The sequence below is a fragment of the Nitrospira sp. M1 genome, assembly GCF_965152605.1.
Map to the genome: position 1 here is coordinate 808,174 of NZ_OZ224217.1, position 23,746 is coordinate 831,919.

General features: G+C 49.3%; 24 protein-coding genes and 1 tRNA gene. 19 read left to right on the plus strand and 6 right to left on the minus strand.

All coding sequences use genetic code 11. The annotated features are described in order from the left end of the window. Window positions 1–286: 286 nt before the first annotated feature. Entirely contained in the window at window positions 287–2,059 is a 1,773-nt protein-coding gene (locus tag ACWHX8_RS03920; RefSeq protein ID WP_447970661.1) for a caspase family protein, read from the minus strand. A 232-nt stretch (window positions 2,060–2,291) separates the two neighbouring features. Between ACWHX8_RS03920 and ACWHX8_RS03925 the strand changes: the two genes are divergently transcribed. After that, window positions 2,292–3,041 carry a hypothetical protein gene (locus tag ACWHX8_RS03925; RefSeq protein ID WP_447970662.1) on the plus strand — a complete coding sequence of 250 codons (750 nt, stop codon included), beginning with the start codon at window positions 2,292–2,294 and terminating at the stop codon, window positions 3,039–3,041. A gap of 8 nt (window positions 3,042–3,049) precedes the next feature. Beyond that, entirely contained in the window at window positions 3,050–3,754 is a 705-nt protein-coding gene (locus ACWHX8_RS03930) for a hypothetical protein (protein WP_447970663.1), read from the plus strand. Window positions 3,755–3,779: 25 nt separating this feature from the next. Here the strand turns inward: ACWHX8_RS03930 and ACWHX8_RS03935 are convergent, their stop codons facing one another. The 3 genes from ACWHX8_RS03935 to ACWHX8_RS03945 all read right to left on the minus strand — a co-directional run bounded on the left by ACWHX8_RS03935 (window position 3,780) and on the right by ACWHX8_RS03945 (window position 7,117). Further along, window positions 3,780–4,277 carry a YajQ family cyclic di-GMP-binding protein gene (locus ACWHX8_RS03935; protein ID WP_447970664.1) on the minus strand — a complete coding sequence of 166 codons (498 nt, stop codon included), beginning with the start codon at window positions 4,275–4,277 and terminating at the stop codon, window positions 3,780–3,782. 179 nt (window positions 4,278–4,456) lie between these two features. Beyond that, window positions 4,457–6,406 carry a carbon starvation CstA family protein gene (locus ACWHX8_RS03940; protein WP_447970665.1) on the minus strand — a complete coding sequence of 650 codons (1,950 nt, stop codon included), beginning with the start codon at window positions 6,404–6,406 and terminating at the stop codon, window positions 4,457–4,459. A gap of 270 nt (window positions 6,407–6,676) precedes the next feature. Further along, complete coding sequence (locus tag ACWHX8_RS03945; protein WP_447970666.1) at window positions 6,677–7,117, minus strand: PGPGW domain-containing protein; 441 nt, start codon at window positions 7,115–7,117, stop codon at window positions 6,677–6,679. Between the two features lie 147 nt (window positions 7,118–7,264). Between ACWHX8_RS03945 and ACWHX8_RS03950 the strand changes: the two genes are divergently transcribed. Continuing rightward, window positions 7,265–7,735 carry an EVE domain-containing protein gene (locus ACWHX8_RS03950; protein WP_447970667.1) on the plus strand — a complete coding sequence of 157 codons (471 nt, stop codon included), beginning with the start codon at window positions 7,265–7,267 and terminating at the stop codon, window positions 7,733–7,735. Window positions 7,736–7,795: 60 nt separating this feature from the next. On the opposite strand, the gene ACWHX8_RS03955 is transcribed toward ACWHX8_RS03950, so the two are convergent. Then, complete coding sequence (locus ACWHX8_RS03955) at window positions 7,796–8,080, minus strand: YciI family protein (RefSeq protein WP_447970668.1); 285 nt, start codon at window positions 8,078–8,080, stop codon at window positions 7,796–7,798. A 117-nt stretch (window positions 8,081–8,197) separates the two neighbouring features. Continuing rightward, window positions 8,198–8,614 carry a DUF2203 domain-containing protein gene (locus ACWHX8_RS03960; RefSeq protein WP_447970669.1) on the minus strand — a complete coding sequence of 139 codons (417 nt, stop codon included), beginning with the start codon at window positions 8,612–8,614 and terminating at the stop codon, window positions 8,198–8,200. A gap of 572 nt (window positions 8,615–9,186) precedes the next feature. On the opposite strand from ACWHX8_RS03960, the gene rho reads away from it, so the two are divergent. The 16 genes from rho to ACWHX8_RS04040 all read left to right on the plus strand — a co-directional run bounded on the left by rho (window position 9,187) and on the right by ACWHX8_RS04040 (window position 23,698). Further along, complete coding sequence (gene rho / locus ACWHX8_RS03965; protein ID WP_447970670.1) at window positions 9,187–10,437, plus strand: transcription termination factor Rho; 1,251 nt, start codon at window positions 9,187–9,189, stop codon at window positions 10,435–10,437. A 410-nt stretch (window positions 10,438–10,847) separates the two neighbouring features. Continuing rightward, entirely contained in the window at window positions 10,848–11,072 is a 225-nt protein-coding gene (gene rpmE / locus ACWHX8_RS03970; RefSeq protein WP_447970671.1) for a 50S ribosomal protein L31, read from the plus strand. A gap of 80 nt (window positions 11,073–11,152) precedes the next feature. Further along, complete coding sequence (gene prfA / locus ACWHX8_RS03975; protein ID WP_447970672.1) at window positions 11,153–12,232, plus strand: peptide chain release factor 1; 1,080 nt, start codon at window positions 11,153–11,155, stop codon at window positions 12,230–12,232. Window positions 12,233–12,337: 105 nt separating this feature from the next. After that, window positions 12,338–13,201, plus strand: a complete 864-nt coding sequence (prmC, locus tag ACWHX8_RS03980; RefSeq protein ID WP_447970673.1) for a peptide chain release factor N(5)-glutamine methyltransferase — start codon at window positions 12,338–12,340, stop codon at window positions 13,199–13,201. Window positions 13,202–13,218: 17 nt separating this feature from the next. After that, a complete protein-coding gene (murA, locus tag ACWHX8_RS03985) occupies window positions 13,219–14,475 on the plus strand; it encodes a UDP-N-acetylglucosamine 1-carboxyvinyltransferase (RefSeq protein WP_447970674.1) in 1,257 nt (418 codons plus the stop codon). Beyond that, window positions 14,475–15,110: an ATP phosphoribosyltransferase gene (hisG, locus tag ACWHX8_RS03990; protein WP_447971858.1), complete on the plus strand. Its 636-nt coding sequence runs from the start codon at window positions 14,475–14,477 to the stop codon at window positions 15,108–15,110. Before murA ends, hisG begins: the two co-directional genes overlap by 1 nt. A gap of 123 nt (window positions 15,111–15,233) precedes the next feature. Next, window positions 15,234–16,517 carry a histidinol dehydrogenase gene (gene hisD / locus ACWHX8_RS03995; protein WP_447970675.1) on the plus strand — a complete coding sequence of 428 codons (1,284 nt, stop codon included), beginning with the start codon at window positions 15,234–15,236 and terminating at the stop codon, window positions 16,515–16,517. Beyond that, window positions 16,514–17,116 (plus strand): imidazoleglycerol-phosphate dehydratase HisB, encoded by a 603-nt coding sequence (hisB, locus tag ACWHX8_RS04000; protein WP_447970676.1) that lies wholly within the window; start codon window positions 16,514–16,516, stop codon window positions 17,114–17,116. Before hisD ends, hisB begins: the two co-directional genes overlap by 4 nt. A gap of 44 nt (window positions 17,117–17,160) precedes the next feature. Beyond that, a complete protein-coding gene (gene hisH, locus ACWHX8_RS04005) occupies window positions 17,161–17,781 on the plus strand; it encodes an imidazole glycerol phosphate synthase subunit HisH (protein ID WP_447970677.1) in 621 nt (206 codons plus the stop codon). A 56-nt stretch (window positions 17,782–17,837) separates the two neighbouring features. Further along, window positions 17,838–18,551 carry a hypothetical protein gene (locus ACWHX8_RS04010; RefSeq protein ID WP_447970678.1) on the plus strand — a complete coding sequence of 238 codons (714 nt, stop codon included), beginning with the start codon at window positions 17,838–17,840 and terminating at the stop codon, window positions 18,549–18,551. Between the two features lie 59 nt (window positions 18,552–18,610). Then, window positions 18,611–19,357, plus strand: a complete 747-nt coding sequence (gene hisA / locus ACWHX8_RS04015; protein ID WP_447970679.1) for a 1-(5-phosphoribosyl)-5-[(5-phosphoribosylamino)methylideneamino]imidazole-4-carboxamide isomerase — start codon at window positions 18,611–18,613, stop codon at window positions 19,355–19,357. Continuing rightward, on the plus strand, window positions 19,351–20,157 hold the full coding sequence (hisF, locus tag ACWHX8_RS04020) for an imidazole glycerol phosphate synthase subunit HisF (RefSeq protein ID WP_447970680.1): 807 nt from the start codon (window positions 19,351–19,353) through the stop codon (window positions 20,155–20,157). Before hisA ends, hisF begins: the two co-directional genes overlap by 7 nt. Next, on the plus strand, window positions 20,154–20,843 hold the full coding sequence (gene hisIE / locus ACWHX8_RS04025; RefSeq protein WP_447970681.1) for a bifunctional phosphoribosyl-AMP cyclohydrolase/phosphoribosyl-ATP diphosphatase HisIE: 690 nt from the start codon (window positions 20,154–20,156) through the stop codon (window positions 20,841–20,843). The genes hisF and hisIE overlap by 4 nt, the downstream gene beginning before the upstream one ends. Continuing rightward, window positions 20,840–21,184: a histidine triad nucleotide-binding protein gene (locus tag ACWHX8_RS04030; RefSeq protein ID WP_447970682.1), complete on the plus strand. Its 345-nt coding sequence runs from the start codon at window positions 20,840–20,842 to the stop codon at window positions 21,182–21,184. Before hisIE ends, ACWHX8_RS04030 begins: the two co-directional genes overlap by 4 nt. 126 nt (window positions 21,185–21,310) lie before the next feature. After that, window positions 21,311–23,170, plus strand: a complete 1,860-nt coding sequence (dnaG, locus tag ACWHX8_RS04035; RefSeq protein WP_447970683.1) for a DNA primase — start codon at window positions 21,311–21,313, stop codon at window positions 23,168–23,170. Between the two features lie 451 nt (window positions 23,171–23,621). Next, window positions 23,622–23,698: transfer RNA gene (locus ACWHX8_RS04040), tRNA-Ile, on the plus strand. Window positions 23,699–23,746 lie beyond the last annotated feature (48 nt).

The window sequence follows — 23,746 nt, forward strand, 5'->3', positions numbered from 1 at the left end:
GTCTTTCCTGCATTGAAGAGAGAACGGCTGTTGAACTGACCGGAAGAATGTGATGATGTGCGAATAACGATATGTTTTGATCGTACTAGCCGTCTACGAGATTGAAAAAGAGTGGAAGCGATACGAGTCGTACGAATGAGGATGACAACCGTTTGTCATGCATGGAGCATAAAATGCTCGTCCATCGACTCACCCATTCACGGGCTTTCGTGTCTGCGCTGATTCTTGTAAGGTCAAGTGTGAGTGTGACTCGTGAAGTGTGTCGACGTGTCGTGTCTCGATGAAATTATTGAGCCAGTGGAGTATCGAGGTGGGGCAAGGCTTGAGATTCGGTGTAAATTACTTCTGCTATACTTTCTAAATTCTTAAGAAACTCTCCAAGCGTAACCGTGCCGTCTTGATTGTGATCTGCTTTCCCTCGCAATCCGGCCAGCAGCTGAGTTGGTTCTTGTTTAATTTTCTCTTCCGCAAGTCGTCGAATTTGAATGATCTGGGGTCGGGATGAATCCATAGAGGAAATGGACGCACGCCAATTGGGTGGGGTTGTTCCGTTCAATCCGACGGCGGTTCCTGTGTCATCTAAATATTGAGCAATGGGCGTATCCAAGAATAAGAGCGAAAGCTTGACCTTGAGTTTGCCTAGGACACGTTGAAGGCTTCGTAGTGAGATTAGGTGTTTTTTTGAAGCGGTGAGTGAGCCTTCATACGGAACGAGGTACACCTCTCCCTTCTCCGGATCGACTAGAGCATGACCAGCGAAATAGAAGAAGAAGATGGTATCGGAAGTCAGCTGATGCTTGGCCCAGGTGAATAAGGCTTCTTCTATGTCGGTGCGAGTAGCATGGCTTCCATTTAGAACCTTGATGCGATCTTTGGTGAAAGATCCTGTTTCGCCAAGAACGCCGGCCAGACGTTGTATCTGTTGTGCTGAAACCTGGTTGGCCTGTGGCCATGGATCTCGATACTCATTGAGTCCAACCACAAGAGCGTAATTGGGAATCTCTTCTGGCGTGTTCTCTGGGGGATTCTTGCTGTTTCCGTCCTCAGGAGATGGGAGCATGCTTTTTTGTGGAGTCTGTTGAGATGAGGAGGTCCCGGGTTGAATCGCGGCAAGAATCGTATGCGCACCAGGCGGAATGCCCTGCGAGAGTGAAATGGATACGACTAACTCGCCCTTTTCCTGTTCGACCGTGGCAGGCATGCGGCCCCGTATTTCTGTGGTTTTGCTTTCTCCGGGCTGTAGAGCTCCAATCGAAATAGGTAATGTCGTGACTGAGGTAAATGCATCAACGATAGCTTGACTGCCGCGTAATTCGATGTAGGCCGAGGGCAAAGGCATTGAACTGGAGTTCGTTGTTTCAATTTGAAGAATGACGTTCTCTCCACCTTCCAGGACTAAGTTATCGTTGGCATCCTGGAGTTTGGTTCTGAATGAAAGGGAGGCTTGTGGTGCGGATGTGCCTGGAGACGGCTGTGATGCCACAATACTCGCTTCGCTTAGACCAGGTTGAGGCTGCGGAGAGAGGCCGTAAAGACGTGGAAGCGCGTTGGCCATGTCTTTCGCTAATGTTTCGGCAGCTTCTTCAACCACGGCGTCAAACTGTCCGGTCGCGCACGACTGTGATTGACTGGTGAGTGCCGGAGTCCACATATTGACTTTGTCCGCGTAGGAAAGCGGAGTTTGAGCCAACGCCTTGCCCTGTGAGTCGTGATACACGGCTTGGAGTTGGAGCTCAACATTGGCATGATATCGATCTTCTTCGCCCGATCGGCCAACTGGCTCGAAATTCATCTGAACAAACTTTAAGTCAACGGTGACTTCGTTTGAGACGCTGGGAGATGCGCCAGATGCCAGGGTGGGTTGGGTGCCGACCGATGCAAAATGATCCTGTCCCACATGAAGAAATGTTTCCGTAATGATTTCACCTGACTTAACCGTATAGGGCAGGCCGCAGGCGTCAACGACTTGCGTATGTTGAGCAAGTGTTGGATCAAATCGGTAGACCACAGAGATAGGGAGCTTGGTTTCGGGTTTTTCATCGAAGGAGAGACGCGGCATGGAGATCTTCTCGCATGCGGCAAAAGAACTCATGAAAAAGACCGACAAAAATAGATGCAACCATTTCACAGTTGGTTTCGACATACTGGTAACCTACCCGATGACTTCGGGAGATGCAATATACTCTTGGGCTATCGGGTGAACTTTCTTGACGACATAGGATGTAGGGGCGGACAATATTCCTGATTCACCAGTGCTACTGGTCCGATCACCCACAAAAGAGGGAATGCCCATGAAATCTCTATCAATCGCCAGTGTGGTTGTGAGTGTCTTCATCGTCAGTAGTTGTGCGACTCAATCCTTGCCGGAACGACTCCCGGCGTACTGGGAGCTTAGTCACAAGATGTGGGCTCAGGCTCCATCGAACTCCACTCCTATAGCAGGAGAAAAGACAGGGCTCGTGGTTATCAACGATACGACGGCTCCTGAATCGGCTCCTGCACTTTCTGAGGAGGCATTCGATAGATTTACCCATGATTTGCAAGTGGCTCTTGGTGCGCAGTTTCCATTGACGATCGTGAATGTGCTTGACGCCGGTTCTGTGGCACAGGGAAGGGGCGTTGAGCAGTTTGTTCACGTTGCTCAGCAGGAAGGCCTGGACTCTCTTCTATTTGCCGTTCTCTCGAGCACTGAAAAAGAAGTCTCCGATCGTTTCCCGTTACAGGGTACGCAACAGGGTGTAGGGGCTCGGGGAGGGCTCCTTGTTGGCGTTCGCGCCGAAAACTATGCGCTGGTAGAGTTAGCCTTAGTCGATGGCAAGACCGGCTTTCCTGTCGTCCATGCGAACGGGTCGGCTTGGTCTGTGTTGGAGCGGCTCACTGTACCGCTTGCCTCCAATGTCTACCCTGTGGTTCGACGAGACCTCACTCAACCGCCAATCTATCCGACAGAGGAAACTGCCTATGACATGCTTCGTGTCGTGTCCGCAAATGATGCAATGAAGCAGGCCCTTATGCATTTTCAGACCGAATGGGGAAAGTGATGGTTTTCATGAACATTTTGAAACGACAGCTGGGCTTTGGATTCGTCATCGGTTTTCTGATGCTGAGTGTGGGCGGGTGCGTTTCGCCTGTCAGCCCGAGAATGCCGGCGATTCTCGGACTGTCGGAAGAGACCATGGGTGTGAATTCGAATCCGTCGGGTCACTGGGCAAATCACCGGACGTTTGGGGTCGTGACTCTTTCCGATTCGACTGGTCCAGAGGCCGCTCCAGCCATGTCTTCCCCTCTGCTGTTAACGCTGACACGAAGAATAGAGGCCACTCTCGAACGCCAGTGTGGTGTCACTGACTTGAAGCGTCTTTCAGTGCCAAGGCTTTCTGAGAAGTCGGGGCTGGCTACGTTACGCCACGTTGCCCAAAAACAGAATGTTGAGGCGGTCATCATCGTCATATTTTCGAGTACAGAGTCGATAGAGCCAGCGACGTTCGGTGAGGCACGAATGATGACGCAGATGCCGGGAACGACGACGTACAATACGGCCTTGGTCGAGCTTGCATTGATTGATATTGCAGAGGAACGTATTGCGTTTCGCGTAGAAAAGACCGCAGTCGAACGCTTGGATCGACTGAATGTGCCCATAGGCCATAATCAAGGCACGCGAGAAGAGGCGCTGGATATTCTTCGCGCCCAGGCTGGACAACAAGCGTTAGATCGTGGACTGCAAGACTTGACGCGAGGGTGTTCCTCGTCCTGATCGCTCAATGTGATCGGTGAGGAGTTTATCGATAATTCTCAAACGTGAGATCGATTTCAAAGTCGCCTTGTTTCAGAAAGCTCATCACCGCCTGGAGTTCGTCTTTGCTCTTACTTTGCACGCGTATCTGGTCCCCTTGAATTTGAGCTTGGGCTTTTAACTTCTGTTCTTTGATGGCTTTGGTGATAACTTTCGCTTTGTCATCAGGAATGCCGCTTTGAATCCCGATTTTTTGACGAACCGTACTTCCCAACGCATCTTCCATTTTTCCAAAGGTGAGACCTTTTAAGGAAATATTTCTCTTGATGCATTTGCCTTTCAAGATATCAATCACCGCGTTGAGTTTGTATTCATCATCGGAGACGATTTCGAGTTCCCGTTCCTTCTCTTTCAGGGTTAATTCCGTTTTTGATCCTTTAAAATCAAATCGTTGACTGATTTCTTTGTCTGTTTGATCAACCGCATTTTTCATTTCCTGCATGTCAATTTTTGAGACAACATCAAATGAGTATTGATTAGCCATTACGCTCCTTTCCGGAAACCTCTACCGGTGATCCATTCGTGAATAGTCGCTTGTTGTTCGTTGCTCATCGTTCGTGAAGCGTATCTCGTTCAAACTCAAAAACTCTTTTTGCGAGATACGAACAACGAGCAACGAAATACGTTTTCCTCTGCGACGAGATACGTTTTTTCTCACGTGTTTTAACAGCAGGGACCTGCCGGGAGATGAATGCCTTCACCCTCAATCACCTCACTGTTCGTATAGGGCCGTTTTAAAATAAGATATCCATACCATTTCATGAGGCTGTCGATGAGCACGACGACGGCCAATGTCGCGACCACTCCAACCAGAACGGTATTGACCCACATGGTCAAGGCCTGAGTGCTCGGGCCGATCAATGCACGTTGGAGGAAGAGGTGAAACAGCTCGTAACATCCGGCTAGCGTAATGACTCCTACAAAGATCATTGGCATGACGGTGACCCAGAGATATTTCGCTTTATTCATTTTGATTAAGACGGTTGTGGCAATACACAGGGCTAGCATGCCCAACAGCTGATTTGCGGCTCCAAACATCGGCCAAATAGTGGAGATGGAGCCTGTTCCGATTAAATAGCCCCAGGCGCCGACGACGAGCCCGCTACAGCCAATCACTCCAGGCCACCAATTCATCTGCTTGAGCGGTTCGTAGGCATGTCCTCCAAGTTCCTGCACGAGATATCGTGCGACTCTGGTGCCCGCATCAATCGTCGTTAAGATAAATAAGGCTTCAAACAAGAGGGCAAACTGATACCAATAGGCCATGAGACCCGACATACCTGGAAGAGCCGAGAAGATCGAGGCCATGCCCACGGCAAGCGAGACAGCGCCACCAGGCCTTCCGGATACATCAACTTCCACCATTTGAGAAAGTTCGTGAATGTGTGAGACGGGAAATCCCATTGATGCGAGTGTGTCAATCGAAAGTCGTGTATTGATAGCAAAGTAATCTCCTGGAACAAGGAGACAGGCTGCGATAAGCGCGATGACCCCCACGAAACTTTCCAGTAACATCGCACCGTAGCCCACGATGGCTTGCGATTCTTGGCTGATGAGCTTCGGCGTTGTCCCGGACGAGACTAAAGAATGAAACCCTGATATCGCCCCGCAGGCAATCGTGATGAACAAGAATGGAAAGAGCGTGCCTGGAATAATTGGGCCGTTACCATAGACGAAATCCGTCGTGCGTGGCATTTCAATGACTGGCGCAAGCACGATGACGCCGACTCCGAGTAGGGCGACAACGCCAAGTTTCATAAACGTCGACAGGTAGTCCCGAGGTACGAGGAGCATCCAGACGGGAAGTACCGATGCGAAAAAACCATAAATCGCCAGTCCCCACACTAAGGTTGGTCGATCGAAGAGAAACCATTCGGCCCATTCAGACTGCGCCACCGTCCGACCGACAATAATTGCGATAGTCAATAAGGCAACCCCGATGAGTGACATCTCTCCAATTCGGCCAGGGCGAAATTTCTGTAAGTAGGTACCCATCACAAAGGCAATCGGGATAGTCATCGTAATGGTAAAAACTCCCCAGGCGTTTTGATGGAGCGCATTGACGACAGCAAGCCCCAATCCTGCCAGTGCCACAATGACGATGAAGAGCACGGCAATGGCTGTGGCCATTCCGGTGACAGAACCGATTTCGGCATGTGCAATTTCCGGTAGCGAACGGCCGTTTCGCCGCATGGAGGCTACGAGAATCACGAAGTCCTGGACCGCGCCAGCGAGTACCGCGCCTACGACAATCCAGAGAAACCCTGGAAGGTAACCGAATTGCGAAGCTAAGACTGGCCCAAGAAGTGGGCCGGCTCCGGCAATCGCGGCAAAGTGATGACCAAAGAGAATATATTTGTTAGCCGGGTAGAAGTTGGTGCCGTCTTCCAGGCGATGGGCTGGCGTGCGTCGCTGATTGTCCAGGTTCATGACGCGTCGAGCTAAGAACCGCCCATAAAACCGGTAGGCCAAGATATAAAAACACGAGGCGGCGACGACTAACCATAAGCCATTGACTTTTTCGGCAGGGTTGACGAAGCCGACGACTTGACCAAATGCGATCGCACAGAGGATCGCCAGGCCAATCCAGCCGACTGTATGGAGCTTTGGCATAGACGATTATAGCTGATTCAATGAATTTCCGTACCCTTGGTGCCTTGGATACCGCGTTGCAAGTCCTCATGGTTCAACTTGACTTGGACACCTGTCATGCAGAGATTAGCTGGATTATTGAGTGACAACGTTGAATGTCTGTGAGTAGTGCAAGGTTTTGTAGGTATCGTGTCCAAGCGCACTGCTGTGCATTTGGATTCGCTCTATCCTAGCAATGGAATGATTCGGAGTAAATCATTGAGATGAATATCATGTGAGTTGATGCGGTACTCAAGACCCGAGTGGCTCATCGAACGTAAACGGAGGTTTGCCGGCTTTTCCCCTGAGTGCATTGATGGTTTTGAGAATGCTTGGATGTTGAATGAGCTTTTTTTCCAGTCGATGTTTGCCGGGGAAATCGATAAAGAGAATGCCTAAGAGTATGGTGAGCAAGCCTTGCCCTGGCAGCACCAGCATGAGAATGCCTGCGAGGAGAAAAATGATTCCCACAATATTTTTGATGGCCAGACCCAGCATGCGCACAATGGGATGATGATTGGCGAACCAGGGTTTGTGGTGATGATTCTGGAAGTAATCCGGTGGCAACCGAATGAGAATTGCGGGAATAGCAAGCAGTGTGCCCACGAAGGCAACGACGGAAAACACAATGAGGCCAACCCACGCTTCTTTGGAAATCCATGATTCAGCGAATTGAATGAGTTGATCAATCATGAATGACCCCTGAACTGGGGAAGGCGGTGCCGCGTCGTTTCTATCGTGATTGTATTCCTCACAATGGACATCCTATAATTTTCCAGGCATATTTCCACGTTCAGACCAAATCCTTTCACTCCAGTGTTTACAGAAAGTCAACATCGCATGTCTCAATATTGGCTTTTAAAATCCGAACCGAAGACCTTTTCTATTGATGATCTTGCAGCGTCTTCACGTCAAACGACTTGTTGGGAGGGCGTACGAAATTATCAAGCTCGAAATTTTCTCTGCGCCATGAAGCGTGGCGATCAAGCCTTTTTTTATCATAGCAATGCAGATCCTCCTGCCATCGTAGGTCTTGTTGAGATTGTGAAGGCGTCCTATCCTGACCACTATGCCTTTGATTCGAACAGCCGCTACTACGACTCCAAAAGCACGCCTGAGGCGTCCATGTGGTTTATGGTCGATGTCAAATTCGTGAGGAAGTTTACTGCCGATCTTTCGCTTTCGCTTTTGAGAGACGTTCCCGAATTGCGTGACATGGAACTCCTTCGAAAAGGCTCTCGGCTTTCGGTCCAACCAGTACGTGCACATGAGTGGAAGGCTATTCTGCGACTTGCCGGAAAAGTGTCATGAGGCATGCCCGAGAAACTGCTGATTGTTGCGTCGTGGAATGTTCATGACACGTACGGATTTTCAGTCGGGTGATGTTTCGGGAAGGACTTGAGTGAACGGGTGAATTTCCACATGTTGAAAGACGCCGTGTATGGTATACGGGTCTTCCTGGGCAAAGGTTTCGGCTTCGGCTTGGGAATCAACGTCGATGATCACGAGGCTTCCAGAGTGATCGGCAAAGGGACCTGCAAGGATAAGGCGCCCTTGAGAGTCCAAGGCCTTAAGCCGTTCTAGGTGGGCAGGCCGATGAATCGGGCGCTTCGTTAAACCTTCAGGGCCATCATGCCCAATAATAACGAATTTCATAAAGACGTATGTTCTCGACGGTGTTGTTTGGGGAATGTCATGAATCGATTGTCAGTTCAGTGTGATGTCGGTATCGAAGGGGGACGGCGTGATGAATTCGGCATGTGCCAAGTCTCATTAACTCGTACTCTCCGGTAAGACCTGTCGGCCAGAGTATCCGCTACTGACTTCGTGCCACCATGAGATCTTCTCTTCTCCAAGTTTCCAGCAGAGGTAGACGATTTTCCCATCCAGAAGATAGGGGAAGTCACACAGTCCGAGATCGACGTCTTTAACAATGACTCCAAATTCGTGAACCGTGTGCAAGCTTTCGTTAATGTCTTTGAGAGCTTGAATGTATTTGGGGCCGGCAAGGCTCCCTCCTCCTAAGTGTGCGTTTGCACTTGCCTTTTTAATTTCGTCTCGAGTCTGAACGAGAATGGTTTTTCCTTGTTTAATCAGCGTCCACAGTTGTTCAAGCTGAGGAATGAGCTCATTGGCCTCATCGAGGGTGAAGATACGTTCGTTTTCTTGTGGATCTTCTTGATTGTGCATGATGAAAAAGACGTTGGGCTCAAGTAAAACGCTTGTTCTTCATTTATCATAACCTGTACCTGGGCGCAATCATGTCAGGAATCTTTGTCGCTGCATTCGTTATGTAGGCTCGGTAAAGTGTCTGAGGCGCGTACTTGTAACTGCTTGTAACTTCATTATTTTTTTCGTTGTGATTATTTTCATTTAAGTTATTGAGTGAATTTACCGAGAAAGACTATTGACATTATCATCATCCGTAAGATACAAAATTGAATACACCTTCCCGACTCTTTGGAAATCATTTCTGCCTGCGTAGCTTCCCGGATCTACCAACGTTCATTCAAAGCTCTGGGCTGAAAACGAGTTCTTAGTCAGGATTCAGATTGTGGCCTCACAGTTTCTCTAATTAGTCTTCCAGTACACCTAGACACATAAGTAACCAGAAGAATTAATCCCAATACGTTTCTTTCTTTCTGTTGTATTGTCCACACTATGTCATATCGTTTTCATTCTTTTTTAATGATGTGAGCACAAGCGAACGGGATAGTCTGAATCATGGATGTCCGGAAATTTGACCCTTAATGGAGAATATTATGCACTTGGCTGAACTGAAGCAGAAATCGATTGGTGAACTCAACGACCTGGCCCGTGAACTGAAAATAGATGGGGCGCCGAATCTTCGAAAGCAAGAGCTCATTTTCTCCATACTGCAAGGACAAACCGAGAAAAACGGGGTGATTTTTGGGGAAGGTGTTCTTGAAACGCTGTCTGATGGTTTTGGGTTTCTTCGCGCTCCGGATTCAAACTACTTGCCGGGCCCCGATGATATTTATATCTCCCCATCCCAAATACGTCGATTTAATTTACGAACCGGCGATATCGTCTCAGGCCAGATTCGACCGCCCAAAGAAGGTGAGCGGTACTTTGCATTGCTGAAAGTCGAAAAGATAAATTTTGACGATCCGGAAGTTCAGCGAGATAAAATTCTTTTCGATAACTTAACTCCTCTGTATCCGGAAGAACGTATTAACCTTGAATTTGATCAAGAAGAGTATTGCACTCGGGTCTTGGAGCTGACGACGCCCATCGGGAAGGGACAGCGTGGTCTGATTGTCGCTGCACCGCGAACCGGGAAGACCATGCTTCTTCAAGCCATGGCCCGGGCGATCTTGAGCAATCATTCTGAAATTACGCTCATTGTGTTGTTGATTGATGAGCGTCCGGAAGAAGTGACGGATTGGCAGCGGCAAGTAAAGTCTGCTGAAGTCATCAGCTCAACCTTTGATGAGCCGGCTCAACGTCATGCTCAGGTAGCGGAAATCGTGATGGAAAAGGCGAAGCGACTGGTTGAGCATAAACGCGATGTCGTGATTCTTCTCGATAGCATTACACGGCTGGCTCGGGCCTACAATACGATTGCTCCTCCCAGTGGGAAGGTCTTGTCCGGTGGATTAGATTCGAATGCGCTTCAACGTCCAAAACGATTTTTTGGGGCGGCACGGAACATTGAGCATGGCGGAAGTCTGACTATTTTAGCGACCTCGTTGGTCGATACGGGAAGTCGTATGGACGATGTGATTTTCGAAGAGTTCAAGGGAACCGGAAACATGGAAGTCCATCTGGATCGTCGCCTTGCCGATAAACGCCTGTTTCCTGCTATTGATATTAATCAATCAGGTACCCGAAAAGAAGAGTTGTTGGTGGATCGGGATCGTCTCAATAAGATGTGGATTCTTCGAAAAGTCCTGAGTCCCTTAGGGACGATGGAAGCGATGGAGTTTTTGATGGATAAAATCGGAGGCACCAAAAACAATCAAGAGTTTCTGCAGTCGATGAATCGCTAAGACGTTTCACGAGCGATAGTGCTAGGTATTGAATCCAAGCCCTCAACTCTTGCATACTAGTACACCTGTAATGGCAACGCTGTACGCCAAAGCCCTTATCCGGCAAATGAGCCATAATCAAAGGGTAATTGAGCCTGGAATTATCGTGTACTAGAGTATTTTACCTTTCAACTGGTACACACTTTACGTTCCTTGCCTCTCTGGAGAGAGGGTTAGGGTGAGGGGACAAGCTCATTTGAAAGTTAAACCACTATAGTACACCTGTAATGGCAACGCTGTACGCCAAAGCTCTTATCCGGCAAATGAGCCATAATCAAAGGGTAATTGAACCTGGAATTATCGTGTACTAGAGCAATTCTATATACGTGCCAAACGGGAAAACACAACATCAGATTAATCGGAGGATGCACATGAGAAAAGATATTCACCCAACGTATGAAATGGCCACGGTGAGTTGTGCGTGTGGTATGAAGTTTGAGACCCGTACGACGGTGGGAGATTTGAAAGTCGACATTTGCTCAAACTGTCATCCATTCTTTACCGGTACGCAGAAAATTGTAGACGCTGAAGGGCGCGTTGAACGGTTCAAGAAAAAATATGCGCGGAATACAAAGACCTCGAAATCAAAGTCGTAAATTAGGTAAAGGCGAGACTGGTCGCTCGTTGAAATCGATATAAAGGCAAACGTTTTGGTGTTTGTAGAAGTACCCCTGCTATGGCAGAACAAGGAAAACTTGATACGTCCGAAGGGGCGTTCCTGACAAAATGGGAAGCGATTGCCAATCGATATGAAACGCTGAACGATCAATTTGCTGACCCCGCCGTTCTGAGCCAACCGTCATTGCTTGTTTCTCTCAATAAAGAACGATCTGAGATTGAAGAAACCGCTCATTTATACCTTGCCTATCAATCGGTTCTTGAAGACATCACCAATACGCAGCGAATGCTGGAGGACGTTGGGTCGGATGTTGAGCTCCGCAGTCTTGCTGAAGAAGAGTTAACCGTGCTTTGCGCACGTCGTGAGGACATGGAGCAGCAGGCTCAGGAGTTAATGCGTCCTCGTGATGCAGGGGCCGACAAAAATACCTTTATTGAAATTCGTGCGGGAGCTGGAGGCAGTGAGGCGGCATTATTCGCCGGTGAGCTTCTCAGGATGTATGTCAAATTTGCTGAAGCTAAAGGGTTGCATGCTGAATTGGTTGAGTCACACGAGACTGGTATTGGCGGGTATAAAGATGCTTCGCTGTTAGTTGAAGGAAAAGGGGCCTATGGATGCTTTAAGTATGAAAGTGGTGTCCATCGAGTGCAGCGTGTGCCGACAACGGAAGCGAACGGCCGAATTCATACGTCCACGGCGACAGTGGCGGTGATGCCTGAAGTCGAAGAAGTGGAGGTCCAGATTGACCCGAAAGACTTGCGTATCGACACGTATTGTTCCTCCGGAGCTGGTGGGCAAAGTGTGAATACGACGTATTCCGCCATACGTATCACACATATTCCCACTGGCGTGGTGGTGACCTGTCAAGATGAGCGATCACAGTTGAAAAATCGCAATAAGGCAATGCGAACGCTTCGGACACGTATTGGTGATGCGGAGCGAGAGAAGCAGGATGCCTCAATTGCTGAAAATCGTCGCTCTCAGGTCGGCACTGGTGATCGTAGTGAAAAGATTCGAACCTACAACTTTCCGCAAAATCGAGTGACCGACCATCGTATCGGTCTTTCTCTTCACAAGCTCGAACGTGTGCTTGAAGGAGACCTTGATGATCTCATTGACGCGTTACGCGTTCAGTAAACGTGTGCGCATTCGCGTGACGACGACCCTCATCCTATAGACGGCGCTTGAATCCATTGTTCGTATGTTCGTAAAGCCTGATTTTTGTCGGTTGTGAGTCGATGCATGTCTTATTCGCAGTTGTACCGAGAAGCCATTCGAACGCTGTCGGCTTGGGGTGTGACCAATGCTGCCAATGAAGCGGCGTGGATTCTCGAACAGACGATCGGTCTCACACGTTTGATGATTCACGCATCACCGGATCGTCATGTGCCGGATGACGATCAGCGCCAAGCTTTGAGCTGCATCAAGCGTCGAGCCGGTGGGGAGCCACTTCAATATATCCTAGGAACGCAAGAGTTTTGGGGGATGGAATTTGCGGTTTCCAGTCATGTGTTGATTCCGAGACTGGAGTCGGAGTTGTTGGTCAAAGCGGTCATGTCGCGGCTTGAGTCTTTTGTCAGCCCGGTCATAGTGGATGTCGGTACCGGGTCAGGGTGTCTGGCCATTGCGCTGAGCGTGGAACGCTCTGATGCGATGATTGTGGCTATGGATCGCTCTGTTCAAGCTCTGCGCGTCGCGGTGGGGAATGCCAAGTCTCATGGCCAATATGACCGGGTAAAATTTTGTGTTGGCGATCTTGTGTCCCCCTTGTCATCAGCTAGCTTCCTAGGTAAAGTGACGGCAATCGTGGCCAATCTCCCCTATGTTCCAGAACGGGAGCTTGCCTCCCTTTCCCGAGATGTTCGTGATTTTGAGCCGACACTTGCCTTAGATGGGGGGGCTGACGGCCTGGCTATCTATCGACGCTTGCTTCCTGAAGCTGAAGGAATCTTACAACCTCACGGGCATGTAATTGTTGAAGTCGGGCAAGGCCAAGCCGATTGTTTGTGTGACGAAGCCTGCCGCAGTGGGAGCTTTCGTGTACATGAAATTATTCATGACTCGCTGGGCATTCAGCGAGTCGTCTGTTTAGAGCGAACAGGGTAACGCCGTTCGTCATACAATTGGATCAAGTCGTAATCTCAGGCGGACGTTGTTTGAAGGGGGAGGTGGCGATTGGCGGCGCAAAAAATGCTGCTCTGCCCATCCTGGCTTCTACCTTATTAGGTGGTGGCGATTGCATCATCTCGAATCTCCCTCAGGTCAGGGACGTGTCAACGATGGTGAAGCTTCTTCACCTTCTTGGCGTCGCGTATCAATCGGAAGGGTCCTGTGTAACCCTCAATGCATCGGATATCCATGCGACCGAGGCTCCCTATGATTTGGTGAAAACCATGCGGGCCTCTGTGTTGGTGTTAGGGCCTTTGCTTGCGAGATTTGGCGAGGCGACTGTTTCGCTCCCAGGTGGATGTGCCATTGGCACCAGGCCTGTCAATCTGCATTTAAAGGGCTTGGTGACGTTGGGTGCGGATGTGTATGTCGAGCATGGCTATATTCATGCGAAGGCGTCGAAGCTCAAAGGCGGGCGTATTGAACTGGATTTTCCGACTGTCACGGGTACGGAAAACCTCTTGATGGCCGCCTGTCTTGCCGATGGCACGACGGTGCTTCACAATGCAGCCAAGGAACCGGAGATTGTTGATTTAGCGGATTTTCTCGTGAAGCGTGGCGCAAAGGTGTTTGGTGCCGGCACCGATACGATTACGATTGACGGTGTCAGTGAATTGCACGGTGCGGAGTATTCAGTCATTCCTGATCGTGTCGAAGCCGGGACGTATTTAATGGCTGGTGCGGTCACGCAGGGCGATGTGCTGGTGAATCACTGTATCCCTGCCCATTTAAGTGCCGTGCTCAGTAAACTAGAAGAAGCTGGATGTGATGTGTATGAAGAGCAACATGGCGTGCGACTGACGGCTCCGCAACGATTGCGGCCGCTGGAAATCAAGACCTTAGTGTATCCAGGGTTTCCTACCGACTTGCAGGCTCAGGTGATGGCGTTAATGTGCGTGTCGAGTGGGACGAGTGTCGTATCTGAGACCGTGTTTGAAGGGCGGTTTCTTCATGTTCCGGAATTACATCGCATGGGTGCAACAATTGAAGTTGATGGACACCATGCGGTAATTCAAGGTACGCCGACTCTTACCGGAGCGCCAGTGATGGCCTCAGACCTTCGAGCCAGCGCCGGGCTGATCCTTGCTGGTTTGGCGGCTGAAGGAGAGACCACCGTCTCGCGTGTCTATCATTTAGATCGGGGTTATGAGCGATTTGAGGAAAAACTCCAAGGGCTTGGGGCCAATGTTCAACGTCTGTCGGGATCATGATGAGCGATACGGTTACCATAGCCCTGTCTAAGGGAACGTTACTGACGCCAACGTTAGACCTCTTTCGTCAAGCTGGCTATAAGGGGCATGACCGCAATATTGATGAACGCCGGTTAGTCTGGGAATGTCCAGAGGACGGTCATACGTTGCTTATTGTCAGACCCACTGATGTTCCGACCTATGTGGAATATGGAGCTGCTGATGTAGGTGTGGTGGGAAAAGATGTCTTGCTTGAGCAAAAGCCGGATGTGTATGAACCGCTTGATTTACAAATGGGAACCTGCAAGCTTGTTGTGGCTATGCCCAAAGGAAAGACGTTTCCGAATCGCTTGTCTTCAAAGCTTCGCGTCGCGACCAAGTATCCCAATATTACGGAAAAACATTTCAATCAACTGGGCATACCGATTGAAATCATTAAGCTCTATGGCTCCATTGAATTAGCCCCGCTTGTTGGGTTGACCGAACGGATTGTCGATTTAGTTTCAACAGGCCGGACGCTCAGAGCGCATAATCTTGTCGAGACGGAAGTCATTGCCTGGTCGTCTGCACGCGTGATCGTGAACCGGGCAAGCCTCAAGATGAAGCATGCGGCCATTACCGAATTGATTGAGCGACTCAAAAAAAGCCGACCATAGCGTCCGTGATACTCCAGAGTCTCATGATGCCGCAACAGATTGAGGCTTGGCCTCAGAAATACCATCTATACTGTTGGAGAATCAGGTAACGGTAATGTCATACAGTTTCAACGTTATACGAATATGAAGATTATTTCACATCAAGACCAAACGTTTTCTCGTCTTATCCAAGGCGTCATTCATCGTTCGGCTCAACAGAATGAGCGGGTGGAAACGTCTGTAAAAGGTATATTGCAGGCGATTAAAAAGGGTGGCGATGCAGCTATCGTTCGCTATGTAAAGCAGTTTGATCAATTGAGTCTTCAGCCCAAACAATTTCATGTCACACGTAAAGAAATTCAGAAGGCTCATGCGCAAATTGGGAAAGAGGAAGAGGAGTCTCTTCGATTTGCGGCAAATCGAATTCGAGAATTTCATGAGTGTCAGCGGACTTCGACATGGACGTACAATAAGGGTGGTGTGCGACTGGGTCAGTTAGTGACCCCACTTGATGCTGTTGGTGTATATGTGCCTGGCGGAAAAGCCCTCTATCCCTCGTCGGTAATGATGAATGCTATTCCAGCGAAGGTTGCCGGTGTGAAGCGAATTGTGATGTGTACGCCAACGTCAACGGGAGAGATTCATCCGTACCTGCTCGTCGCTGCTGCAATTGCGGGAGTCGATGAAATCTATCGAGTGGGTGGTGTGCAAGCGATTGGCGGGATGGCCTTTGGAACGAAGACGATTCAGCCGGTGGATAAAATCGTTGGACCAGGGAATCTCTATGTCGCCACGGCAAAGCGGTTGGTCTACGGGCAGGTAGATATTGATATGGTGGCAGGTCCCAGTGAGTTATTGGTGATTGCCGATGGAACGAGTAACCCAGCCCATGTGGCCGCTGATCTTTTGTGTGAGGCTGAGCATGATGAAGAGGCTCGTGTTTATCTCGTCACAACCTCCAAGAAGCTTGCGCAAAACGTGGTTGCCATGATTGATCAACAGCTTGCATCGTTGGGACGTCGAAAAATTGCGACAACATCCATTCGAAAATATGCGTTTGCGTTTGTGGTGCCGAGTTTAGCCAAAGCGTTTGCACTCTCGAACCAAATTGCGCCAGAACATTTGTCAGTCAATCTTGACCGGCCGGATGCCTATCTTCCACATATTCGACATGCTGGGGCGATCTTTCTGGGTCGCTATACGCCTCCGGCCGTCGCGGACTATGTAGCCGGACCCAATCATGTGCTGCCGACTGGTGGGAGTGCGCGATTCTTTTCAAGCTTATCGCTAGATGATTATGTGAAAAAAAGTAATCTGGTGACCTATTCCCGGAAGGAACTCAAGGCTGTTCACAAACACGTCGTGCGTCTGTCCCATATGGAAGGGCTTGATGCGCATGGAAAATCTATGGAGAGTCGCTGGTTATGAGTAAGGCAAAAGATTGTCGAAGTGCGTCAACGAAACGAACCACTGCGGAAACATCGATTCACGCATCCTGGACGCTTGATGGGACAGGAACAAGCAATATTCACACGACGATTCCGTTTCTTGATCATATGCTGACGCTCTTGGCCAAGCACGGGTTTTTCGACCTGACCGTCAAGGCCAAGGGAGATACAGATATTGATGATCACCATACGATTGAAGACATTGGGATCGTGCTTGGCTCTCTCCTGAACTCGGCACTAGGGGGAAAAGAAGGCATTGTGCGTTTTGGATGGGCGAGTGTCCCATTGGATGAAACCTTGGCTCAAGTGACGGTTGATCTGAGCGGACGGCCCTATTTGGTCTATAATGTTGATCTCCCGTCTCACATGATAAAAACGCTAGACCTAGGACTCTTTGAAGATTTTTTTCAAGCCTTTGTCAGTCAGGGCGGGCTCAATTTGCACATTAATTTGATGTATGGGCGAAATCCTCATCACAAGATGGAGGCGATTTTTAAAGCGCTCGCGAAGGCCTTGGCTCAAGCAGTCAGTCGCGATCAACGGGTTGTTGGCGTCCTGTCGACGAAAGGCACGTTATAACATGTGGATCCGACTCTCCCAACTCGATCACGCATGACATCACAATGATTGCGATTATTGACTATGATATGGGGAATCTTCGTAGCGTCCAAAAGGCGTGTGAAGCTGTTGGGCATCAGGCCGTGGTCACGCGCGATCCATCAAAAATTTCAGATGCCAGCCATGTGGTACTTCCCGGGGTGGGAGCCTTTGGGAACTGCATGGATAATCTTAGATATTACGAGTTAGAGACGCCGATTCGTCAGGCTATTGCTAGCGGAAAACCTTTTCTGGGTATTTGCTTGGGTCTTCAATTACTGTTCAGCGAGAGCGAAGAGTATGGCATGCATCAAGGCTTGGGAATTTTCCCAGGAGTCGTCAAGCGATTTCCTTCTGATTCCCTCGAGACGGCAGAGTTGAAGATTCCGCATATGGGTTGGAACACGATTAACATTCAGCAATCTTCACCGTTACTTGAACATATGGCTCCGGAGAGTCATATGTATTTTGTGCATTCATATTACGTCGAACCGGAAGATCAACAGGTCATTTGCACGACGACTGACTATGGATTTCCCTTTGTGTCGAGTGTGTGGAAAGACAATATTTTTGCTGCGCAATTTCACCCTGAAAAAAGCCAGAAGATCGGGCTACAACTCTTTCGTAATTTTGGAAATTGGCACTGATGAGAAAATGCGCTTCTCAATTATATAAGCGAAGGCAGGTCCTGTCTGGCGCGTGCATGGTTCTCTTGCTGAGTAGTCTGCTTGGTTTGGGAGCCTGTGTCCCACCAAAAGTGACGGTACACTCATCTCCGAACTTTCAACCGGTGACGATTCGCACGCTTGCCGTTCTTCCCTTTCAAACCCTATCGACTCCGCAGCAGTATGTGTCTCGTCCGTCTCAAGGCCTGGTGAACCCTCCAGAGATTCGTTCTCAATTTCAGCTCCCGTCTGCGCAATCAGAACGAGGGTTGCTCACGAGTGCCGAGCCACGCAAGGTTTCTATTCTCGCGGCCCAACGCATTACGAAGATGGTGTATGAGTCGCTTGAACATCGTGCGGGCGTTCGTCTTATTCCATCACTTAATGTGAATACGGCGCTGACTTCATATAGTTCACAGGAGTTAACGGCCAATTGGAAAGAAACGGTGAAAGCAATCGGAACGCGTTTGGAGGTTGATGCCGTGGTGATGGGTCTTGTCCGAACCTATCGGGAACGTGTTGGTACAAAGATTGGGGCCACACCTGCCGTCGTGGGGTTTGAGGTGCATCTTGTGGATCCACGTAGTGGAAGAATTCATTGGACTGGAGAATATTATGAAGAACAAAAACCAATGAATGAAGATCTTCTAGGGTTTATTGAACGGAGAGGGGCCTTTGTCACGGCTTCGGAACTGGCACAGTATGGTGTGCAGAACATGATGAAACAATTTCCTGTCGGTGGTGACGAATAATTGGCAAGCGGTCATCTGGTACGTTAGGCAAGAGTGATAGAGAGAAGCATGGATCATTTATGAAAATTTTTCCGGCAATTGATCTCAAGGGTGGACGGTGTGTGCGTTTGCGACAAGGTGATATGGCACAGGAGACTCGGTATTCTGAAGATCCTCCAGCCATGGCGAAGGAATGGCAGTCCTTGGGAGCTGAATGTCTCCATGTTGTAGATCTCGATGGCGCTGTCGAAGGCGCACCCAAGCATGTGTCGGATATTGAAGCCATCGTGAAGCATGTGACGATCCCGATTCAGGTTGGTGGGGGCATTCGCTCGTTAGAATCCATCCGTCGGTATATGTCGATAGGCGTCGATCGTGTTGTGCTCGGAACGGCTGCGCTTGAACAGCCTGAACTCCTTGCGAGAAGTTGTGAGGAGTTTCCATCAAAAATCCTCGTGGGCATTGACATCAAACAGGGAGAGATTGCGCTTCGAGGATGGATTGATGGTTCGGGGAAAAAGCCTGATGATGTGGTGCCGTCACTCTCTCAGTACCCGCTCGGTGGGATTATCTTTACAGATATTTCACGCGATGGCATGTTGGATGGTCCGAACCTTGAGGCGCTTCAACATATGACGTCGTTAACCTCATTGCCATTAATTGCTTCAGGCGGCGTCACGAACATTTCAGATATTCATGCGATAAAGAATATTCAACCTCACGTTGCCGGTGTGATTATCGGTAAAGCACTCTATGAAGGGACGATTGAGTTAGCTTCTGCACTGCAAGCGGCTTCGCGATCGGCTTCTGAAGGAGCACGGTGCTAGCCAAGCGCATTATTCCATGTTTGGATGTGAAGGATGGTCGTGTCGTGAAAGGCGTGTCCTTTGTCGACCTTCGTGACGCGGGAGATCCGGTTGCCGTCGCCAAAGAATATGATAAGGCCGGGGCTGATGAACTCTGTTTTTTGGATATCACCGCTTCGCATGAAAACCGTGACACCCTTCTTGATGTGGTTGCGCGTACGGCCGAACAGGCGTTTATGCCCCTGACGGTTGGCGGGGGTATTCGAAAGGTCGAAGATGTCCGTCGCCTTCTTGTGGCGGGAGCTGATAAAGTCAGTATCAACACGTCCGCCGTACAAGATCCAGAACTTGTCAAAGCGGCGGCAAGACGATTCGGGGCACAATGTATCGTGGTTGCGATTGATGCGAAGTCAAATAAGGGTTCTGGTCACATGCAGGCTCAAGAGACGTGGGAAGTTTTTACCCATGGAGGTCGCCGTGCAACGGGACTCGACGTGGTTGAGTGGGCGAAACGAATGGCGAACGATGGCGCGGGAGAAATATTATTAACCAGCATGGATCAAGATGGGCAGAAAGATGGATATGACCTATCCTTAACCGCTGCTGTTTCAGAAGCCGTGTCGATCCCGGTCATTGCTTCGGGGGGCGCAGGCACTCTTCAGCACCTGCATGACGCGTTGGCTATTGGCAAAGCCGATGCAGTATTAGCCGCTTCAATTTTTCATTTCAAAACGTACTCCATTGCAGAGGCGAAGGCCTATTTAGCACAGCAGGGGATTCCGGTCAGGATGATAGAAGCCTGTTCGGTACCATCGATATGAAGAATACACAATCGGCCAGGCTGGTACAATTTGGAGAGAACGGTTTGGTGCCGGCTGTTGTTCAAGATTGGCTTGATGGAACGGTCTTGATGGTCGGGTTCATGAACGAAGAGGCGCTGAATGCCACGAAGGATACACAGCGGGTACATTTTTGGAGCCGATCTCGACAGCAGCTTTGGAAAAAAGGTGAAACATCAGGACATGAGCTGATTCTTAAACAACTTTTTCTGGATTGTGATGATGATACAATATTGGTCAAAGCTGAGCCCGTGGGCCCAACATGTCACACCGGAAATCGAGCCTGTTTTTATTCAGAGATAGATCCTGGGCATGACGGAGCGAGTGAGGGTGGGCCGACCAATGCGGCTTGGGGCGGTATTCTCGAACGACTCTATGACATGGTGTTGTCACGTAAACAGGAGCCTCAAGTCGGTTCCTATGTTTCCAAACTACTCGACGGAGGACTCGATCGTATCCTGAAAAAAGTCATCGAAGAATCAGGTGAAGTGGCCTTGGCTGCCAAGAATAGGGATCGAGATGAGATTGTCTATGAGGTTGCCGATTTATGGTTCCATACCCTTGTGATGCTCGGAGAGGCTGAAATTCCGCCAAAAGAGATTTTCCAGGAGCTTGGGAAGCGCTTTGGGAAATCTGGCCTGAGAGTTGAAACGGATGCGAAGTCATGAGTGACTGTATTTTTTGTCGAATAGTCGATGGATCAATTCCTTCGACAAAGGTTTATGAAGACGATGACTGTCTGGCCTTTGAGGATCTTAACCCTCAGGCGCCGGTGCATGTGTTAGTGATTCCGAAGCGACATATCATGTCTTTGTCTAAGATCCAAGAAGGAGATCAGAGTCTGTTTGGTCATCTGATGATGGCATGTTCCCGTGTCGCTCAAGAAAAAGGTTTAGCGGAAAATGGCTATCGGGTTGTGACCAATATTGGAAAAGAAGCTGGTCAAACCGTGTTCCACCTTCATTTTCATGTGCTGGGTGGTAGAAGGTTTACTTGGCCTCCAGGCTAATGACTGTTTAACCAGTTATCGCGTTGTCTTGCCAGTCAAAAACTTTTGAGAAGGAGTCAATGTTGACCCTGCTGCTGCCCTATGTGAGAAGAACGTAAATTCGTACAGTGTGAGGAAAGTCGAATCGTGGTTGGGAAAGGTGTTCCTCCAGAAACGCTCCAGCAAATTCGTGATCGCATTGATTTAATCGATGTGATTTCCCGCTATGTAACCCTCACGAAAACAGGTCAAAACTATAAAGGCCTGTGCCCCTTTCATTCTGAAAAGAGTCCATCATTTTCCGTGAGCCCGAGTCGTCAGATGTTTCACTGCTTTGGATGCGGTGTTGGCGGTGATGCGTTTACATTTTTGATAAAACGCGAAGGCCTTGGATTTATGGAGGCCGTCCAGGAACTGGCTAAGCTTGGCGGTGTGCCGCTGGTTCTTGATTCCAGAGGGGGACGAGACGATCAGGCGCACTCGAGGCGAGAACGCTATCAACACATTCATGCCGTGGCTGCCGAATGGTTTCACGCCAATTTGATGGACAAGGAACGAGGGAAGGTTGCCCGTCATTATCTTGAGCAGCGGGGCATGTCTGAGGAGACGCTCGAGACGTTTGGTGTGGGCTACGCTCCAGCCGGCTGGAGCGGGCTGCTCGACAAACTGGAGAAGGTGGGAGTAAGTCGAGACGACATGTTTCAGTCTGGATTGGTTATTAAAAAAGAAGAGCGTTCGTATGAGGGGAAAAGCGGAGGACAAGGGTATGATCGTTTTCGTGACAGAATTATGTTCCCGATTTCGAATCATCGAGGGCAGGTGATTGCCTTTGGTGGGCGAGGGCTCACGGATGAACACATGCCCAAGTATCTCAATTCGCCGGAAACCCCATTATTTGCCAAAGGTCAAACATTGTATGGCTTTCATAAAACACGGGAAGCGGCGAGTCGATTAAATCGATTGGTGCTGGTTGAAGGCTATTTTGATGTATTGGCCCTTTATCAAGCCGGGGTTCAACATGTGGCTGCGCCACTCGGTACAGCGCTGACCGCAGATCACGTACACACCATTCGGCGTATCGTGAAAACTGTGTTATTGTTTTTTGATGGAGATGCCGCTGGTGTTCGTGCGGCTCTTCGAACCCTTGATCTGTTTCTGAATACAGGGTTGACGGTGAAGGTGATGGAGCTTTCGCCTGGAGATGATCCTGATACCTATATTCGATCACAGGGGAGTGAGGCGTTGTTGCAGCTTGAAGCACGTGCTCCGACGCTCTTGGATTTTGCCATCCAAGCGTCGCTGAAAGATCACAAAGGGGCATCTATCGAAGAGCGGGTGCGATGTGTTGATGAAATCCTCCGCATCCTTCAAAAAACCAATAACCCTATCGAAAAAGAAGAGCGCATTCAGCTGGTTTCAGAGAGACTGGGGATTCGTGAGCAAACATTGATGGACCGGTATCCCATGTTGCGAGCGAAACCCACCCGGTCTTCAGAGCGAACCAAAGATTCTCCGACCAAACCCGCATTACCTCGGAGTTTACCGAAGGGTAGCCCAGAAGAACGAGACATTGTTGTCCTAGCCTTACAAGGCGTGCTGACCTTTCAACATATTCAACAACTCCGCATTGAGATGTTTCGGGTCCCGGAGTATCGAAAGACGATGGAATTGATTTTTGAACATATCAATGCAGATGGACAGATTGATATGGAATCGTTGTGTGCAGAAGCGCTCCAAGACGATGAATTCGGTCCGATCGTCACACAGCTGACGTTACGTGACGCGCATTTTGATGATCATGTCAGTCACTTTCAAGAATGTTTAGCCACGTTGGAGCGTCAACACATTCAATACACGTTAAATGAGCTGATTTCGCAGCTTCGGGTTGCAGAGCAAGGACAGCGGTCTGAGGATATTCAAGGATTAATGGAGCAAATTAATGAGCTTCGCGGGAAAAAAGCCGCATTAACTACCACGTTGCCGATGGCCGGGCCTGGAGAATCCTGACCGTCGAGGTCTACCTGTCTGTTGAGTTACACGAGTCTTGCGAGAGGCTTGGGTGGGCACAGGCGGGAGCTGGCTGTCTTGGTTCATATTGGACATCACAAGGAAATGTTATAGGGTTAATTTTTAGGTAATTACATTTATGTGAATAAAGATCGTTTCGCGGACTGGCTGAATCGTGACATGGTGTGTGTGCAATGTGCTCGTATCTTTTCTGCTTAGACCGGAGCATGATGTGAACATTAGTCATGAGAACCTCGCAACAGATCACCAAGATCATTATCGTGTGTATGGATGAATTTAGTGCCATGAAAAAGACAGTGCTAGAGGAGCCTTTGTCCAACGCAGGGTCCTCAACGTAACAAACTGTGTAAAATTTTTACACGAGAAGAGAAAAAAGTTGCTGAGATCTCCTCTTGTCGTTTAAAGTGGTGGGCATGATGGGTGTCATCTTGGGCCCATAGCTCAGGTGGTTAGAGCGGCTGACTCATAATCAGCTGGTCCTAGGTTCAAGTCCTAGTGGGCCCACCATGTTACAATAGTCTTACACGCTCCTTGAGTCCTCGACTGAATCTAGGT

Excerpts from the sequence above, each read along its gene's own strand:
- ACWHX8_RS03935 (WP_447970664.1), bottom strand. The coding sequence starts at position 4,277 with ATGGCTAATCAATACTCATTTGATGTTGTCTCAAAAATTGACATGCAG.
- prfA (WP_447970672.1), top strand. The coding sequence starts at position 11,153 with ATGGCAGAACAAGGAAAACTTGATACGTCCGAAGGGGCGTTCCTGACA.
- ACWHX8_RS04030 (WP_447970682.1), top strand. The coding sequence starts at position 20,840 with ATGAGTGACTGTATTTTTTGTCGAATAGTCGATGGATCAATTCCTTCG.
- ACWHX8_RS03945 (WP_447970666.1), bottom strand. The coding sequence starts at position 7,117 with ATGATTGATCAACTCATTCAATTCGCTGAATCATGGATTTCCAAAGAA.
- rho (WP_447970670.1), top strand. The coding sequence starts at position 9,187 with ATGCACTTGGCTGAACTGAAGCAGAAATCGATTGGTGAACTCAACGAC.
- ACWHX8_RS04010 (WP_447970678.1), top strand. The coding sequence starts at position 17,838 with ATGGTTCTCTTGCTGAGTAGTCTGCTTGGTTTGGGAGCCTGTGTCCCA.
- hisIE (WP_447970681.1), top strand. The coding sequence starts at position 20,154 with ATGAAGAATACACAATCGGCCAGGCTGGTACAATTTGGAGAGAACGGT.
- ACWHX8_RS03940 (WP_447970665.1), bottom strand. The coding sequence starts at position 6,406 with ATGCCAAAGCTCCATACAGTCGGCTGGATTGGCCTGGCGATCCTCTGT.
- ACWHX8_RS03925 (WP_447970662.1), top strand. The coding sequence starts at position 2,292 with ATGAAATCTCTATCAATCGCCAGTGTGGTTGTGAGTGTCTTCATCGTC.
- rpmE (WP_447970671.1), top strand. The coding sequence starts at position 10,848 with ATGAGAAAAGATATTCACCCAACGTATGAAATGGCCACGGTGAGTTGT.
- ACWHX8_RS03950 (WP_447970667.1), top strand. The coding sequence starts at position 7,265 with ATGTCTCAATATTGGCTTTTAAAATCCGAACCGAAGACCTTTTCTATT.
- ACWHX8_RS03955 (WP_447970668.1), bottom strand. The coding sequence starts at position 8,080 with ATGAAATTCGTTATTATTGGGCATGATGGCCCTGAAGGTTTAACGAAG.
- hisA (WP_447970679.1), top strand. The coding sequence starts at position 18,611 with ATGAAAATTTTTCCGGCAATTGATCTCAAGGGTGGACGGTGTGTGCGT.
- hisG (WP_447971858.1), top strand. The coding sequence starts at position 14,475 with ATGAGCGATACGGTTACCATAGCCCTGTCTAAGGGAACGTTACTGACG.
- hisB (WP_447970676.1), top strand. The coding sequence starts at position 16,514 with ATGAGTAAGGCAAAAGATTGTCGAAGTGCGTCAACGAAACGAACCACT.
- hisD (WP_447970675.1), top strand. The coding sequence starts at position 15,234 with ATGAAGATTATTTCACATCAAGACCAAACGTTTTCTCGTCTTATCCAA.
- ACWHX8_RS03920 (WP_447970661.1), bottom strand. The coding sequence starts at position 2,059 with ATGCCGCGTCTCTCCTTCGATGAAAAACCCGAAACCAAGCTCCCTATC.
- hisH (WP_447970677.1), top strand. The coding sequence starts at position 17,161 with ATGATTGCGATTATTGACTATGATATGGGGAATCTTCGTAGCGTCCAA.
- prmC (WP_447970673.1), top strand. The coding sequence starts at position 12,338 with ATGTCTTATTCGCAGTTGTACCGAGAAGCCATTCGAACGCTGTCGGCT.
- ACWHX8_RS03930 (WP_447970663.1), top strand. The coding sequence starts at position 3,050 with ATGAACATTTTGAAACGACAGCTGGGCTTTGGATTCGTCATCGGTTTT.
- ACWHX8_RS03960 (WP_447970669.1), bottom strand. The coding sequence starts at position 8,614 with ATGCACAATCAAGAAGATCCACAAGAAAACGAACGTATCTTCACCCTC.